The sequence below is a fragment of the Solibacillus sp. GQ1 genome (genome assembly GCF_059758555.1).
On sequence record NZ_JCAXEX010000001.1, the window covers coordinates 320,490 to 336,619 of the forward strand.

Annotated in this window: 14 protein-coding genes and 1 other annotated feature; of the genes, 11 read left to right on the forward strand and 3 right to left on the reverse strand. The window is 39.6% G+C overall.

Annotated elements, in window-relative coordinates; genetic code table 11:
- The first annotated feature begins 2 nt into the window (after positions 1-2).
- The 4 genes from AC6CH1_RS01395 (at position 3) to AC6CH1_RS01410 (ending at position 4,818) form a co-directional block, all read left to right on the forward strand.
- A complete protein-coding gene (locus AC6CH1_RS01395; RefSeq protein ID WP_498316163.1) occupies positions 3-1,181 on the forward strand; it encodes a DUF418 domain-containing protein in 1,179 nt (392 codons plus the stop codon).
- 116 nt (positions 1,182-1,297) lie between these two features.
- Positions 1,298-2,200 (forward strand): fumarylacetoacetate hydrolase family protein, encoded by a 903-nt coding sequence (locus tag AC6CH1_RS01400; RefSeq protein WP_251689726.1) that lies wholly within the window; start codon positions 1,298-1,300, stop codon positions 2,198-2,200.
- Positions 2,201-2,411: 211 nt separating this feature from the next.
- Positions 2,412-2,780 (forward strand): YisL family protein, encoded by a 369-nt coding sequence (locus AC6CH1_RS01405; protein WP_251689724.1) that lies wholly within the window; start codon positions 2,412-2,414, stop codon positions 2,778-2,780.
- Between the two features lie 586 nt (positions 2,781-3,366).
- The gene (locus tag AC6CH1_RS01410) at positions 3,367-4,818 is read left to right on the forward strand and encodes an alpha-amylase family glycosyl hydrolase (protein WP_251689722.1); all 1,452 of its coding nucleotides are present in this window, start codon (positions 3,367-3,369) and stop codon (positions 4,816-4,818) included.
- A gap of 54 nt (positions 4,819-4,872) precedes the next feature.
- Here AC6CH1_RS01410 and AC6CH1_RS01415 read toward each other — a convergent pair whose 3' ends face one another.
- On the reverse strand, positions 4,873-5,679 hold the full coding sequence (locus tag AC6CH1_RS01415; protein WP_251689720.1) for a Cof-type HAD-IIB family hydrolase: 807 nt from the start codon (positions 5,677-5,679) through the stop codon (positions 4,873-4,875).
- A 102-nt stretch (positions 5,680-5,781) separates the two neighbouring features.
- Between AC6CH1_RS01415 and AC6CH1_RS01420 the strand changes: the two genes are divergently transcribed.
- The 3 genes from AC6CH1_RS01420 (at position 5,782) to AC6CH1_RS01430 (ending at position 9,219) form a co-directional block, all read left to right on the forward strand.
- Entirely contained in the window at positions 5,782-6,546 is a 765-nt protein-coding gene (locus AC6CH1_RS01420) for a prolyl oligopeptidase family serine peptidase (RefSeq protein WP_498316164.1), read from the forward strand.
- A 61-nt stretch (positions 6,547-6,607) separates the two neighbouring features.
- Positions 6,608-6,916: a metal-sulfur cluster assembly factor gene (locus tag AC6CH1_RS01425; RefSeq protein WP_039966323.1), complete on the forward strand. Its 309-nt coding sequence runs from the start codon at positions 6,608-6,610 to the stop codon at positions 6,914-6,916.
- A 173-nt stretch (positions 6,917-7,089) separates the two neighbouring features.
- A complete protein-coding gene (locus AC6CH1_RS01430) occupies positions 7,090-9,219 on the forward strand; it encodes an ATP-dependent Clp protease ATP-binding subunit (RefSeq protein ID WP_251689716.1) in 2,130 nt (709 codons plus the stop codon).
- 308 nt (positions 9,220-9,527) lie between these two features.
- Here AC6CH1_RS01430 and AC6CH1_RS01435 read toward each other — a convergent pair whose 3' ends face one another.
- The gene (locus tag AC6CH1_RS01435; protein ID WP_008403579.1) at positions 9,528-9,725 is read right to left on the reverse strand and encodes a YjzD family protein; all 198 of its coding nucleotides are present in this window, start codon (positions 9,723-9,725) and stop codon (positions 9,528-9,530) included.
- 458 nt (positions 9,726-10,183) lie between these two features.
- Here AC6CH1_RS01435 and AC6CH1_RS01440 point away from each other — a divergent pair, with 458 nt between their 5' ends.
- Entirely contained in the window at positions 10,184-11,119 is a 936-nt protein-coding gene (locus AC6CH1_RS01440; RefSeq protein ID WP_251689714.1) for a beta-ketoacyl-ACP synthase III, read from the forward strand.
- Positions 11,120-11,253: 134 nt separating this feature from the next.
- Positions 11,254-12,495 carry a beta-ketoacyl-ACP synthase II gene (gene fabF, locus AC6CH1_RS01445; protein WP_251689712.1) on the forward strand — a complete coding sequence of 414 codons (1,242 nt, stop codon included), beginning with the start codon at positions 11,254-11,256 and terminating at the stop codon, positions 12,493-12,495.
- A gap of 246 nt (positions 12,496-12,741) precedes the next feature.
- On the opposite strand, the gene trpS is transcribed toward fabF, so the two are convergent.
- Positions 12,742-13,731 (reverse strand): tryptophan--tRNA ligase, encoded by a 990-nt coding sequence (gene trpS, locus AC6CH1_RS01450; RefSeq protein WP_014824616.1) that lies wholly within the window; start codon positions 13,729-13,731, stop codon positions 12,742-12,744.
- 63 nt (positions 13,732-13,794) lie between these two features.
- Positions 13,795-14,011, reverse strand: a binding site (T-box leader).
- 467 nt (positions 14,012-14,478) lie between these two features.
- Between trpS and spxA the strand changes: the two genes are divergently transcribed.
- Positions 14,479-14,877: a transcriptional regulator SpxA gene (spxA, locus tag AC6CH1_RS01455; protein ID WP_008403575.1), complete on the forward strand. Its 399-nt coding sequence runs from the start codon at positions 14,479-14,481 to the stop codon at positions 14,875-14,877.
- A 313-nt stretch (positions 14,878-15,190) separates the two neighbouring features.
- Positions 15,191-15,844 carry an adaptor protein MecA gene (gene mecA / locus AC6CH1_RS01460; protein WP_251689710.1) on the forward strand — a complete coding sequence of 218 codons (654 nt, stop codon included), beginning with the start codon at positions 15,191-15,193 and terminating at the stop codon, positions 15,842-15,844.
- Positions 15,845-16,130 lie beyond the last annotated feature (286 nt).

Sequence of the window (16,130 nt, forward strand, 5' to 3'; positions counted from 1 at the left end):
CGGTGGATTTTCGCCCAGTAGGTACGAACGAGCGTGTTGCAACACTCGATATATTGCGCGGGGTAAGTTTACTCGGCATTTTATTAGTTAATATGTTTGGGTTTTATTTACCGATGCCGCATATAACCGATTTGAGCAGCTGGTTTAATGAAGTTCAGGATATAATACTCCAACAGCTTTTGGATATTTATGTACAAAGCAGCTTTTATCCGTTATTTTCTATGCTGTTCGGGTATGGATTAGCAATGCAATTTGTAAAAGCAAATGAGTCGGGCGCAGATTTTTACCGATTTGCGCCAAAGCGTCTAATTTTATTATTTTGCATTGGAATGTTGCATGCGATTGTCATTTGGTGGGGCGATATTTTGGCCACGTACGCATTTTGCGGAGTATTTTTAATCGCGCTAATTCGTATTAAGGCAAAATGGCTCCTGCTTGTGGCGGTTGCGGTGAATGCTTTGTATCATGGTTTTAATTTAAGTTTATATGTCGCGGCAGGTTTTTTTTCGGCATCAATGGATAGTTTCCCTGTCGATATTGAAGCAATGCAAAGTGCCTTAACAGCATATGGTATCGGGAACTGGACGGATGCATTTATGCAGCGTCTTGATGATTTATCGATTCAGATGAGTGTCATGATGTGGATTTCGTCTTTATTTACAATATTACCTTATATGCTGTTTGGCGCAGCACTTGCAAAATGGCGTATGATCGAGCGAGCAAAAGAAAAAATCATAGTTTGGATCATTTTGGCTGTTGCTGGTATAGGCGGCGGACTTTATATGAAGAGCTTGCCGATATCAGGTGACCAAACATTGGGCAATGAATACTTGCAAGTTTATATCGGCGGACCGCTGCTTGCGATTGGCTATATGGCAGCCATAACATTGCTGACACAATTACCGGTCATAGTAAAACTGCTGACGCCGATTGCAAAGGCTGGCCGTATGTCTCTCACGCTTTACCTGATGCAGTCCGTTATTTGTACGGTGCTGTTCTACAATTGGGGCTTCGGTTTATACGGAAAAGTGGATGTGCAAATGGGGATTTATATGGCGGTCGGAATTTTCGTTATCCAAGTACTATTTGCGGAAATCTATTTCTCGAAATATAAACAAGGACCGATTGAAGCATTACTGAAAAGATTTACTTACGGCAAACCTGCAGAACGTAAAACGTGAACAAAGATGCACCGAAAGCTTAGTTTTACGAATTAAGCCCCTTTTTGTCAGAAAAGTAAGGCAATTGTTTATATTTTAATGTATGATGTAAAAAAACAGAAGGAGTGCTCCACGTTATGAAATTGTTATCATTTAAAGTAAACGAACAAGTAAAGTTTGGCCCAAAAGTAAAAAAAGAAGAGGCAGTTTGGGATGTTATCGAAATCCAAAACCAACTTAATGTACTAAAAGACTTTCCGAAAACAATTATTGACGGGATTGCACATGGCTATGAATTTGTTGAGCAAGTTCGTAAATTAGTAGAGGCAGCTCAGAATCATGAAGGTGGAGCTCAGTTCAAACTGGCTTATTCTGATATTGAGTGGCTGTCGCCAGTTCCTCGTACACCGAAAAATATTTTATGTGTTGGTAAAAATTACAGTGATCATGCCCGTGAAATGGGTGCAGAAAAGGCACCGGAACATATCGTTGTCTTCACAAAGTCACCAACTGCAATTGCCCCGGATGAATCAACATTACCTGTGCATGCAGAGGTGACGGATTCTCTTGATTATGAAGGAGAGTTGGCTGTTGTAATCGGCAAGCGCGGAAAAAATGTTCCAAAAGCAATGGCATTTGACTATGTGTTCGGCTATACAATTGCCAATGATCTTACAGCCCGTGATGCACAGGAGAAGCATAAACAGTTCTTCTTAGGCAAGAGCTTGGAAGGCAGCTGTCCAATGGGGCCGTATTTAGTAACAAAAGATGAAATTCCTGATCCGCATACTTTATCGATTGTGACGAAAGTAAATGGTGAAGTACGCCAAAATGGATCGACGAAAGATATGTTGTTCTCTGTTTCCGAAATTATTGAGACAGTTTCAAAATATGTAACGTTAGAGCCAGGTGATGTTATTTTAACAGGTACGCCTGCCGGAGTCGGAAAAGGGATGAACCCGCCTCAATTTTTAAAAGCAGGCGATGAAGTGAAAATCGCAATTGAAGGAATCGGGACTTTAGCAAACCGATTTGCTTAATTAAATTAGGATATTCATAGCTGCAGATTGCTAGATTCGCTTTTAATAGGCAGTAGATTTTCTGGTGGAAGGAAAATCTACTGCTTTTTTGCGGAAAAGTTTCGTTTTTTTATGACAACTCATAGAACACTTGGCAGATTCAATTGAATTTATAGGGCTTTACATGGTAGGATATTGCCTGTAGAGAATAAATAGAAGAGGTGGAAAATTCGTGGATTTCTTAACTAGTACGACGCATATGCACATCACGACTTGGGTAATAGCATTAATATTATTCTTTATCGCTGCATTATCCGGCAAAAAGATGAAAGCAGTACACATGATCTTACGTGTAATGTATATTTTAGTAATCGTAACAGGGTTGTCTTTATTCCTGGAATGGCGCGATAAGATTACTGAAAGCGGCATGAACTATGATATGAAAGTGTTATTTGGTATTTTAGTAATCGGCTTTATGGAAATGGTATTAGTACGCAAAAGCAAAGGCAAATCTGTCAATATGTTCTGGGTACTATTCGGTATCGTTCTATTAATCACATTATACTTAGGCTTAAGCATGGGTATCGGTGTAAACTTCTAATAAAGATTGAAGCGTGTAAAAAGTGGAGGTGGCTTTTTACACGCTTTTTTGTATGGAGAAGGGAGGATTCTACTTTTAAGGGGATTCGTTCTACTTTTATAGTGTTTTGTTCTACATTAGGGGAGAGGTGTTCTACTTTTTGGTTTCCTCTTTCCACATTACAACCTGAAAGTTCTAATATCTCCGGGTGTTCTACATTCAGATGCATACGTTCAACTTTTGAGGAGAGACGTTCTATATTAGGTCGTCAGTGTTCTACTTTCCTGACTCAACGTTCTACATTTCACCTACAAGGTTCTAATATCCCAGCAGTTTCTACATTCGCCAAGATTCGTTCTACTTTTAGAGTAAATTGTTCCACATTAGATTCAGGTTGTTCTACTTCATCCCCCTCAACGTTCCAGATTCCACCTGAAACCTTCTAATAAAACACAACGCGCCGTCAATACCTAACCATATTAAACACTCTATACACATTTCTGACACGTATTTGTTGAATTTCCTATAAATAACTATTTAAGCTAGCTACATTTATACCTTTTTTGGTAAAATGACGATGGACTGTATATGAAAGAGAGGGAAATGAATGGGATTTAATAAATGGTTTCGTACATTAGCTGCGGGTGTGCTGCTTTCGACTTCATTGTCAGTTGCTGCTGTTGCAAATGCGGAAGAGCGTACAATTGCAGATGAAAGTATATATGATGTTTTAGTGGACCGTTTCTTTAATGGTACCGGTAAAAATGATGATGATACAGTAAATGCGCAAGACCCGACGATGTTTGCTGGCGGGGATTTCAATGGATTGCTGAAGAAAATCGATTATGTTGCAAATATGGGCTATACGATACTGTCAATTGGCTCTGTATTTGAGACTGAAAAATATGATGGGTCGATGCCTACGAGCTATACAATGTTCGACCACCGTTTTGGAACAGCAGAGGAATTTAAAAACATGGTCGAGGCGTATCAAAAACGTGAAATCAAAATGATGGTTGATTTCCCGATTTCCAATGTTAGTCCAAACCATGAACTTGCTGAAAAACAAGGATTTGTGGCATCTGAAAATGATGGGAAAATACAGTGGGACTTAACGAATGAAGAAGTACAGAATGAGCTCATCAACAGTGCTGTACAATTTGTAAATACATATAAACTAGACGGGGTTCGACTGACGAATATTGAACAAGCCGATACTGCTTTTTTAAATCGCTTTATTGAACAGTTAAAAGCAGCAGGTGCCTATGTTATTGCGAATGCAGAAAGTGATGCAGATTTTGACGCGAAATTTTACAGTGATACTGCGGCCAACTTTACGAATGCATTTAAAAATGTTGATTTAAATACGACAGTACTGGAGCCTCATATCGAGGAAATGCTTTCAGGGACTCCGGTATTATCGATGACCGATACTATCTGGTCGAACCGCTTCACATTGGCGGCAACAGAGGAAGGTATGTATCCACCGACACGCAGTAAAATTTCCATTGCGAGCACGCTTTTACTTCCAGGTGTGCCAATCGTACAATATGGATCTGAAATTGCGATGAATGGGGAAGCGGGTGTTGAAGCACACCAGTACTACAATTTTAAAACAGACTCGGAATTAGCCGATTATGTCGGGAAGCTCCAGTCATTAAGAAATGATTCCGATACTTTGCGAAACGGAGAATTTAAATGGCTAGAAAATAAAGACGGCTATGTTGTATTTGAACGCAAATCCGATGAAGAAACATGGATCGTTGTCATTAATAATAGTAGTAAAACAAAACGAGTGCATATTCCTGTGGCTGAGCTGGGTGAAGGAAAAGAAGTTCGCGGAATGTTCAACAGTGAAATCATCCGTGAAAATAAGGACGGCAACTATGCGATTATTTTAGACCGTGAAATGGTCGAAGTGTACCAAGTAATTGAAGCACGTGGCATTAACACCTCTTATATTGTGGCACTTGGATTGGTCGTTGTTTTATACACAGCATTTATGGTTGTGATTATGAAGCGCGGAAAAAAACGCCGTGCCGAGAATTCAGCGCACTAAATAAAACAGCCTGGAGAAGCAGACAACATGCTTTTCCAGGCTGTTTATATTTTATTATAGTTTTAATCGGTCCTGCAAAAATTTCCCTATGCCGTCTTCGTTGTTCGATAGCGTAATTTCATTGGCGATTGTTTTCAAGTCGTCGATACCGTTACTCATCGCAACGCCAACGCCTGCGTATTCAATCATTTCCAAGTCGTTGTCCTCATCGCCAAATGCAATGATGCGTTCACGGGGAATGCCCATTTCTTTTGCAATATAGTCGATGCCTACTGCTTTACTTAACCCTTTATGGACAATTTCAATAATCGGGAATGGAGCTCCCCAACGTCGGTGCTCGATCAGTTCAGCGTGAACATCCTGCAAATGTTTGCGGATAATCGGTGTATTTACATCATCGGCTTGAATAAGCAAACTTGTCGGGTCTTCTTTTAATGTATTTTTCAGATCGCCTGTTAGAATATTCGGGTTGCCCATATGCAGCAACTGAAGCACACCTTCATCTTCACGATGGAGATACACGTCATCCATTACTTCGGCGATTAAGTTGTCGTATTCATATTTATGAACAGATTCTACAACATCATGGACTACACTTAAATTGACTGTTGTATGAATCGTTTTCCACATCGGATTTTTAGGGTGGTGGATGAGGGCTCCGTTGAAATTGACAATCGGAGTTGTTAAACTCAGCTCCTGGTAATAAAGCTGACTCGCACGATACGGACGTCCTGTCGCGATCATCACCTGATGACCTGCTTCTTTTGCTTTTAACAAAGTTTCCTTTGTCAGCGCAGAAATTTTTTTCTCGTCCGTCAATAAAGTGCCGTCTAAATCTAATACAATTAAATGTTCGTTCATAAGAGTAAGCCTCCTTTAGCCTGGGTATAATTGTAACGTGCAAAAATAGCATTCGTCAAAGTTTTGAAACATTGACCAATTTTTGCTAATGTAAACAAAGAGGTGAGAAATTTGATAGTTGACAAAGAACAATGGAAGTCCATTCCATTACTGCATGTATATGATGAAACGATGGATGAGCAAACACCGGTCGTTATTTTTCTTCATGGTTTTTTAAGCGCAAAGGAACATAATTTACATTACGCTTATCAGTTTGTGCAACAGGGTGTACGCGTTATACTACCGGATGCGTTAATGCATGGTGAGCGCTCGAATCAATTGACGGAAGACCAGATGAACTTTAACTTCTGGAAAATTGTATTAAAGTCAGTGGAAGAAGTACATACTATTTATGGAGAATTGAAGCTGAAAAACTTGGCAGGAAACAAGGTTGGGATTGCCGGAACTTCAATGGGCGGAATCGTCACTTCAGGCTGTTTAGCGATCTATCCATGGATTGAAACGGCAGGTATTTGTATGGGTACAACAAGCTATACGAAACTGGCCCTCCATCAAGTAGAGGATCTAAAGCAAAAAGGCGTAACATTTCCGTTGTCTGAAGAACAGCAAACAGGCTTGCTTCAAATGCTGCAAAAATTTGATATGGAGCAGCATGAGGAATTATGGGCAAACAAACCGATTATTTTCTGGCATGGTGAGCGCGATACGGTCGTTCCTTATCATATGAGCCGAGATTATGTTGAACAACTGGAAAAAGAAAAAAAAGCGGAACATATTACTTATTTGGCAGAACGAAAAGCTGGGCATGCGGTATCGAGAAACGGAATTTTGCAAGTCACGCAATTTATGGCGCATTGTTTGGCATAAATCATGCGTTCTGCTATGATTAACATTAACACCATGGCGAAAGGGGAAATTTAAAATGGCAATTGATCACGATATGAAAGAAAGTATGTTAGGTGCATTGGAAAACGTAATTGACCCTGAGTTAGGCATTGATATCGTCAACTTAGGCTTAGTATATGAAGTAGATTTAACAGATGAGGGCTTAGCAATCGTTACGATGACATTAACATCAATGGGCTGTCCGCTTGCTCCAGTTATCGTTGACCAAGTAACAACTGCACTTAGCGAATTACCGGAAGTAAAAGAAGTAAAAGTAGATATCGTATGGCAACCGGCATGGTCTAAAGACAATATGTCCCGCTATGCAAAAATGGCATTAGGCATTCGTTAATTAATAAGTGAATAAATGAATTGAAATTCGGTCATTTTGCGTATAGGCAAAGTGATCGTTTTTTATTAGGATCTTTGCGAAGGAAACAGAGCTTAATTATTTGTTGTTTGACCAACTTTGACTTATAATTAAATTAATCAAAAAAGGTCAAACTAAATGAAAGGGTGCACTTTATGCAATTTAACCAAACACAAGATAATCGTCCTCCATTAGAGCAATTTGGACGAAACTTAATTGAACAAGTAAAAAACGGTAAGATGGATCCGGTTATTGGACGAGATGAGGAAATCCGGAACGTCATTCGTATTCTGTCACGTAAAACAAAAAACAATCCGGTCCTCATCGGTGAGCCAGGTGTTGGTAAAACAGCGATTGTCGAAGGGCTGGCACAGCGTATCGTAAGACAGGATGTTCCGGAAGGATTAAAAGATGCGGAGCTTTATGAATTGGATATGAGTGCACTAATTGCCGGTGCATCGTATCGCGGGCAGTTTGAAGAGCGGCTGAAATCGGTATTAAAGCAAGTGAAAGAATCAGATGGACGTATTATTTTATTCATCGATGAGATCCATACAATTGTCGGTGCAGGCAAAGCGGACGGAGCAATGGATGCAGGAAATATGCTGAAACCAATGCTTGCACGTGGTGAACTGCATTGTATTGGAGCAACAACATTGGATGAATACCGTATGTATATCGAGAAAGATCCTGCATTGGAACGCCGCTTCCAGCAAGTAATGGTGAGAGAACCTTCTATTGAAGATACGGTTTCCATTTTACGTGGAATAAAAGACCGTTTTGAAGAACATCACCGTGGTGTCCGCATTCATGACCGCGCGATTATTGCAGCGGCCCAACTGGCGAACCGTTATATTACAGACCGCTTTTTACCGGATAAAGCAATTGATCTTGTCGATGAGGCATGTGCGATGATCCGCATAGAAATCGATTCAATGCCACAGGAACTGGATCAGTTAATGCGCCGCCTCACACAGCTGAAAATTGAGCAGCAGGCACTGAAAAAAGAAAAAGATGATGCAAGTAAAAAACGTCTTGAAATAATTACAGATGAAATTGATACATTGGAAGTTTCAATAAAGTCAATGAAGGAACAGTGGGAACTCGAGAAAAACGGTTTACAGATTGTACGCGATAAAAAAGATGAACTGAAAAAAATGGAAGCCGAGCGCGACGATTTATTTATTTCAGGCAGTAATTTAGCACGGGCAAGTGAGCTTCAGTACAGTAAAATACCACAGCTTGAAAAGGAAATCGCCGAACTGGAACTGCAGTTGAAACAGTCGGAAGGTAACCGGATGCTGCGTGAAGAAGTGACTGAAGAAGAAATCGCTAAAATTATTTCACGCTGGACAGGGATTCCGGTAACGAAGCTTGTTGAAGGTGAACGCGATAAACTGCTCCGTTTAAAAGATACATTGCATGAAAGGGTAGTCGGTCAGGACGATGCGGTAACTTATGTAACGGAAGCAGTTTGGCGTGCGCGTTCCGGTATTAAAGACCCGAATAAGCCGATTGGAAGCTTCCTGTTCCTTGGGCCAACCGGTGTCGGAAAAACGGAATTGGCCAAAGCATTGGCCGCACAACTTTTCGATTCGGAAGACCATTTCATCCGTATTGATATGAGCGAGTATATGGAGAAGCATTCTGTATCCAGACTTGTCGGAGCTCCTCCAGGCTATATTGGCTACGAAGAAGGTGGTCAGCTGACAGAAGCGGTACGCCGCAATCCGTATGCTGTAGTACTGCTGGATGAAATCGAAAAGGCGCATCCGGATGTCGCGAATATTTTACTGCAAGTACTTGATGATGGCCGCATTACCGATAGCCAAGGACGGATTGTCAATTTTACGAATACCGTTATCATCTTGACATCGAATATCGGCTCACAGTTTTTACTGGAAGCATCAGAAGAAGCGGAACAGCTTGTTCAAGCAGCATTACGCCAGCACTTTAAGCCGGAGCTGTTAAACCGGATGGACGATATTATTATGTTCCATGCATTATCGAATGAGCACTTCCATAAGATTGCCTGGAAATATGTAAAGCAGCTTCAAGATCGGGTCGCAGAACAGGAAATTACGCTGTCTGTTGATGGGGAAGTTGTGGACTGGATTGTGAAGCACGGGATTGACCCGCAATTTGGTGCACGTCCGCTCAAACGCTTTGTCCAACGCCATTTGGAGACGATTGTTGCCCGTGAACTGTTAAAAGGGGAAGTCACAGCAGGTGGAAGTTTATCGATTGCATTGGAAAACGGAGAGTTAGTAATAAAATTAAATTAAGTTTGAAGACAGCTTGTGCGTGAATACGTACAAGCTTTTTTTGGTGGTTTGAAATGTTCTAATAAGGATGGTTAAAGTTCTAATATAAATGAAAAAGTTTTAATAAAAGCCGGAAATTCTAATATAAATGTCACTTGTGCTAATAAGAGGTGCTACTGTTCAAATAAACGTGGCGACTTTTCTAATATCAAGTATAAAAGTTCTAATATGTATTGAATTTATCTAATAAAGTCAGCGCCCCCCACAAAAGTGGGTGTAAATAACAAGGGGCTGTCCAGTAGTTTTACCGGACAGCCCCTTGTTATCTATTAATGATGCTCTGCTTCTGCTTCTGGAGTTGATTCGTTTGGAATGATTGCAGCGATAATAATAACTAATACGCTGAATACTAATGATACGATTACGCCATTCATGAAGTTAAAATCTACACTTAATACAGAACTTACTACATAGTTTAGCATTGAAACTAATAAGAATGACCAAAAGAACGTAATGATATATTGCATCAAATTCACCTCATTGAACTTATTTATAACGTTATTGTGAAATTACATCTTCAATATCATACCACAAGCATTCATCAAATTAAAAGGGCGAATCAAATTATTCTTCAAGTTGTCATAAATGCTTGTTTTTATTGCTTTTTCAAGTAGGAATTAACACGGAAAAAGAGAAGATTAGCTCGAAGTTGTTTGTCTAATAATGGAACGTTTTTTACATTCGCTCTTTAAAAGTTTAAACGTAAGAAATGAACGAATACTGCTGTCCGTTATTCAATTTTCATCCAGATGTTTTATCAATTAGTATAGCCATTTTAATTGAAAGAAAAAACAAGAATAAATCCCCAATCCCTCTTTTTCCGGAAATTTTAATTGTGTTAAAAATAATTATGTTCTATAATTAGTACCAACTACTAATAATTAGTTATATTTTTTGATTTATGAGAAAACAAGGGGGCTATTATATGAATGCCGGTATTATAGGGATGGGGAAATATGTTCCGGAAAAAGCTATAGCAAATAAGGATTTTGAAAAAGTTTTAGATACATCAGATGAGTGGATTCGTTCTCGGACAGGTATTGAAAACCGTTTTATCGCTGAGAATGAAGAAACATCGGATTTAGCATATAAAGCAGCAGTGCAAGCTATTGAAAATGCAGGTATAACACCAGATCAAATTGGTCTAATCGTTGTTGCGACGGTTACACAGGATCAGAATTTCCCGAGTGTAGCGTGTCAAATTCAAGAACGACTTGGAATATCGGGATGTGGCGCAATGGATGTGTCCGCTGCATGCTCAGGATTTATTTATGGAACGGCTATTGCAAAACAATTTATTGAGAGCAATAATTATGAATATGTATTAGTAGTAGGTGTTGAAAAACTGTCGAAAATTGTGGATTGGGATGACCGCAACACAGCTGTCCTATTTGGCGATGGTGCAAGTGCGGCTGTTCTCGGCAAAGTTTCGGAAGGCCGCGGAATTCTTGCGTTCGAACTTGGAGCTGACGGAACAGGCGGAAAGCATCTTTATTTAAATCCTAAAAACCATATTGCGATGAATGGTCGTGAAGTATTTAAATTTGCAGTTCGTCAAATGGGCGAATCAGCAGTAAATGTAATCGAAAAGGCAGGCCTGACGAAGGAAGATGTCGATTATTTGGTACCGCATCAAGCGAACATCCGCATTATGGAAGCCGCGAGAGAGCGTCTTGACTTACCAGAGGAAAAAATGTCGAAAACAATCCAAAAATACGGCAATACATCAGCCGCTTCAATCGGTATTTCAATCGTTGAAGATTTGGAATCAGGAAAAATCAAAGATGATGATATCGTTGTTTTAGTAGGTTTCGGCGGTGGCCTTACATGGGGAGCACTTGCATTAAAGTGGGGTAAATAAGCACGTTGATTGGAATGTTGGGGAGGATGGAACGAATACTAAAATCGTCACCGACATCGTATTGGCCAAAGACCCGAAATGAAATCAACCTTTAAATAGGGAAAAGAATTTAACTTAGAAAAGGGTGTTAAATAATGGAGAAAAGAAGAGTTGTTGTTACAGGAATCGGTGCAGTATCGCCAGTAGGAAACAGTGCAGAGCAAGCATGGGAAAATGTAATTGCAGGCAAGTCTGGTATTGGACCATTAACACGTGTAGATGTGAGCAAATTTCCAGTCTCTGTAGCCGCTGAAGTAAGAGATTTTAATATAGAAGAATATATTGAAAAGAAAGAAGCACGTAAAATGGACCGCTTTACACATTATGCGGTCGCTGCTTCAATGATGGCTGCAAAAGATGCCAACTTGACGATTACCGAAGAAATGGCACCGCGCGTAGGTGTTTGGATCGGTTCTGGAATCGGCGGAATGGAAACACATGAACAGCAGTTTCTAACATTCCAGGAGCGCGGTGTTCGCCGTGTAAGTCCATTCTTCGTACCGATGATGATTCCGGATATGGCATCTGGACAAGTATCGATTTATCTAGGGGCAAAAGGAGTAAACTCTTGTTCTGTAACGGCTTGTGCATCAGGAACAAACTCGATTGGGGATGCGTTCAAAGTAATCGAACGTGGAGATGCGGATGTCATGATTACAGGCGGGGCAGAGGCACCAATCGTAACAATGGCGGTTGCCGGCTTCGTTGCAAACACAGCGTTATCGTTAAATCCGGACACGGCAACTGCATCACGTCCATTCGATAAAAACCGTGACGGCTTCGTTATTGGTGAAGGCGCAGGGATTTTAATTTTGGAAGAGTATGAACATGCAAAAGCGCGCGGTGCGAAAATTTACGGTGAAGTTGTTGGATATGGTTCAACTGGGGATGCCCATCATATTACAGCACCGGCTCCAAACGGTGAAGGTGCAGCACGTGCGATGCAAATGGCAATCGATGATGCACAAGTATCGCCTGACCAAGTTGGTTACATTAACGCACACGGTACGAGTACACCATATAATGACTTATTTGAAACACAGGCAGTTAAGACTGTTTTTGGTGACCATGCCTATAAATTAGCGATGAGCTCAACGAAAAGTATGACAGGCCATTTATTAGGTGCAGCAGGCGGTATTGAGGCAATCTTTACGGTACTTGCGTTGAAGGAAGGTATTTTGCCGCCGACAATGAATTTACACGAGCCGGATCCGGAATGTGATTTGGATTATGTACCAAATGCCGCACGAAAAGCGGAAGTTGAATATGCGTTAAGCAATTCACTCGGTTTCGGCGGACATAATGCTTGTTTATTATTTAAAAAATTTACAGATTAATAAAATGACAAAAAACGAACGTGCTTCTTCTATCGCACGTTCGTTTTTCGTATAGTTGTACGAAGGATGGTGTTTTGACACGTTTCGTACTTTTTTTATTTTTTTATGGGCTCAGTGTCATGTCGATCAGTAATATGATTTTATACTTGAATTACCGCACGCTCGGTTATTCATGGCATGCTGTATTAATGTACATTGTACACGGAGCAGAGTTGTATATGCTGCTTGTTGCTATTGGCGGGATGTTTAGCGTCGTTTACGGCCTAAGCCCATCGCGTTCTCCATTTTCTTGAGTGTTTTAGAGGCAATGGCATTCGCTTTTACTGCACCCTCATCCAAAATTTCATCAAGTTCAGGTGAGTCAATCAGTGCATAATAGCGTTCTTGAATTGGTGTTAAGTGGTCAATAACAGCCTGTGCTACTCCAGCTTTAAAATCACCATAGCCTTTGCCTTCATACTTTGCTTCTAAATCTGCAATTGCTGTTCCGGATAAGGCAGATTCAATAATAAGCAAGTTTGATACACCTGGTTTGTTTTCAATATCAAATTTAACGATTCCCTCAGAATCCGTTACAGCAGATTTGATTTTCTTCTCGATTTCTTTTGCTGTATCAAGCAGGCGAATCGTCGCTTTTGAGTTCGTATCCGATTTGGACATCTTTTTAGTCGGCTCTTGCAATGATTTGATACGCGCGCCTTCTTTCGGCAACTGAATATCAGGAATCGTTAATACGTCATTGTAGCGCTTATTGAAACGCTCAGCTAAATCGCGTGTTAATTCAATATGCTGCTTTTGGTCTTCGCCTACTGGTACGATGTCTGTATTGTAAAGAAGAATATCGGCAGCCATTAACGGCGGGTATGTTAATAGTGCGGCAGAAACAGACTCTTTACCTGTTGATTTGTCTTTGAACTGTGTCATACGTTCTAATTCACCTATTGAAGCGACGCATTGCAGCATCCAGCCGGCTTGGGCGTGGGCAGGGACTTCTGACTGAATAAATAAAATCGATTTTTTCGGATCAATGCCACATGCAATATACATAGCTGCCAAAGAGCGGATATTTTTACGCAACTCCAGGCGATCCTGTGGCACAGTAATTGCATGCTGATCCACGATGCAATAAATGGCGTTGTTGTTTTCCTGTAAAGCAGGGAATTGTTTAATCGCTCCGATATAGTTCCCTAAAGTAATAGTTCCTGTTGGTTGTACACCTGAAAAGATTGTTTTCATTGGGTGTTCCTCCTTAAAATCAAATGAAAATAAAAAAACATCATGCGTCCTCTATTCGAAAATAGAAGGGACGAATGATGTTAAAATCCGCGGTACCACCCAGCTTGCCTTAATCGGCCACTTTGCTTCGTAACGTGAAGGCGACGAGCTGGACTACTAATAGAAACGTTCATCAAGCTAACTCGGAAGTCCATTCCATTTAACGAATGATCTGTTTACACCAACCACAGACTCTCTAGGCATTCTCATTAAATGTACTACTCTTCGTCATCGTTTTTTATAATCTTGAAAGGATTATAACTTAACCATTGAAAAGAAAGCAATCGTTTTATTTTAAAGAAACAGGAATAAAACGAAGTGAAAATGGAAATAGTAGTAAATAGATGATTGTATTATATGAAATGACATTGTATTTTCTGATTTTTTTCTCAATTACATTTTGTTAAATGAGAAAAAATATCGAAAATCAGGACGTTTTATTTTTCTATTATACGGGTAAAATTTGTTATGGCACAAAATTATAGAAAGTGTGCCTATTAGAGAGAAATACGTAATAAAATTTATTACGTAAGTTGAATTATTTGTTGACATTGTATATTCAAACATGGGTTATTCATGTATAATGGGAACAGAATCTTAAATTAAATTAATTCTAAATTGAGTTTTACTTATACATTTGTGCTTCTTTAATAACAGGAAGCAACATCTAGCAATTGAATTGAAATCAATTAGAGAGGGAGTGAGCCAATGTTAGTAACATTATTTACTTCACCAAGTTGTACTTCATGTCGAAAAGCAAAAGCATGGTTAGAGGAACATGATATCCCATATACAGAACGTAACATTTTTTCCGAGCCACTTACAATTAGTGAAATCAAAGAGATTTTACGAATGACAGAAGATGGTACAGATGAAATTATCTCAACGCGTTCGAAAATTTTCCAGAAGTTGAATGTCGATGTTGAAACATTGCCGTTACAACGATTATATGAGCTTATTCAGGAATATCCGGGACTATTACGTCGTCCGATTATTTTAGATGAAAAACGTCTGCAAGTTGGTTATAACGAAGATGAAATTCGTCGATTCCTGCCTCGTAAAGTACGAGCATACCAGTTGCAAGAAGCCCAACGCATGGTTAACTAAATAGACCGCTCATGATGTTACGGATGCATATTGTGCAATTGTAGCATCTTTTTTTTATTTTAGAACATATTAGAAAGACACCTTAATTACTTGATTTAAATGGAGTGGTGCAATACAATTTCAATTATTCAAATTATTTATCCTGAATAATGTTTTTCCTTTTCATTTTAATCCATTCCATCATACAATAGAGTTATAGATACTTCTAATATTTAAAAGTATCTCAGTTCCGATGCAATAGAACGCCATATTGTATGCCACTTGGAAATAAAGCGACGTTCTATACAATGACTGTGAAGGGGGTTGAGGTCTAATGGACATCGAACGCATTAATGAAAATACGCTAAAATTATTTATTACGTATAGTGATATCGAGGACCGCGGTTATACTCGTGAAGAAATATGGTACAATCGCGCAAAAGGTGAAGAGCTTTTCTGGGATATCATTGGTGAAATAAATACAGATGATTATTTCGATTTAGATGGTCCAATTTGGATTCATATTAACGCTTCAGAAAGTGGATTGGAAGTCGTTGTTACACGCGCGTCTGTAGGTAATGACTCCGAAACTTCTTCAATGACAGGCAACTTTGAAGATGACCTTCATATATCAGATCAATTAAATGAAATGGAAGAATCGATCTTCAATGCGATTGGCAAAGCTGCAAAAGAAGAAGAACAATCGCTTGAAAATGCCCGATTCCGATTTAAAGATATTGACGAACTAGTACCTCTTGCAAAACGCGCAGCACCATTAGGATTAGAATCTGTGTTGTATAAATGGGAGGATTACTACTATTTATATGTAGATTTGAAAGATTTGGAAAGCCAGGAAGCGAGAAATATCATCGCTTTATGTACTGAATATTTAGCTGCTTCCAAAATTACAGCGCACCGCCTTGAAGAGTACGGGGAAACAATCATTGCTGAAGACTGCTTCGAAACAATCATTACGTATTTTGATTAGGACAGCAGTTTACGAAAGTCACCTGATTTCAGGTGGCTTTTTTGTGTTTGTGCTGGGGGATATCTGGTTGAAGGAAGTAGAATATAGAGCAGCAAAAGTAGAATATTGGTTGAGGAAAGTTGAATATAGTGCGTGTGAAGCAGAATAGGGCATCGAGATAGTAGAACCTTGTGACGGAAAAGTGGAAAGTTCGTCTATAAAGGGGGGACGGTAATCAATAAAAGTAGAAATCCATTGAAAAAACCAGTTTCCAATAGTTACTATTTACAAGTTGAAAATGAATATG

Coding starts and splice junctions, on each gene's coding strand:
- trpS (WP_014824616.1), bottom strand. CDS start 13,731: ATGAAAACAATCTTTTCAGGTGTACAACCAACAGGAACTATTACTTTA.
- AC6CH1_RS01430 (WP_251689716.1), top strand. CDS start 7,090: ATGCAATTTAACCAAACACAAGATAATCGTCCTCCATTAGAGCAATTT.
- mecA (WP_251689710.1), top strand. CDS start 15,191: ATGGACATCGAACGCATTAATGAAAATACGCTAAAATTATTTATTACG.
- AC6CH1_RS01435 (WP_008403579.1), bottom strand. CDS start 9,725: ATGCAATATATCATTACGTTCTTTTGGTCATTCTTATTAGTTTCAATG.
- AC6CH1_RS01415 (WP_251689720.1), bottom strand. CDS start 5,679: ATGAACGAACATTTAATTGTATTAGATTTAGACGGCACTTTATTGACG.
- spxA (WP_008403575.1), top strand. CDS start 14,479: ATGTTAGTAACATTATTTACTTCACCAAGTTGTACTTCATGTCGAAAA.
- AC6CH1_RS01440 (WP_251689714.1), top strand. CDS start 10,184: ATGAATGCCGGTATTATAGGGATGGGGAAATATGTTCCGGAAAAAGCT.
- AC6CH1_RS01400 (WP_251689726.1), top strand. CDS start 1,298: ATGAAATTGTTATCATTTAAAGTAAACGAACAAGTAAAGTTTGGCCCA.
- fabF (WP_251689712.1), top strand. CDS start 11,254: ATGGAGAAAAGAAGAGTTGTTGTTACAGGAATCGGTGCAGTATCGCCA.
- AC6CH1_RS01410 (WP_251689722.1), top strand. CDS start 3,367: ATGGGATTTAATAAATGGTTTCGTACATTAGCTGCGGGTGTGCTGCTT.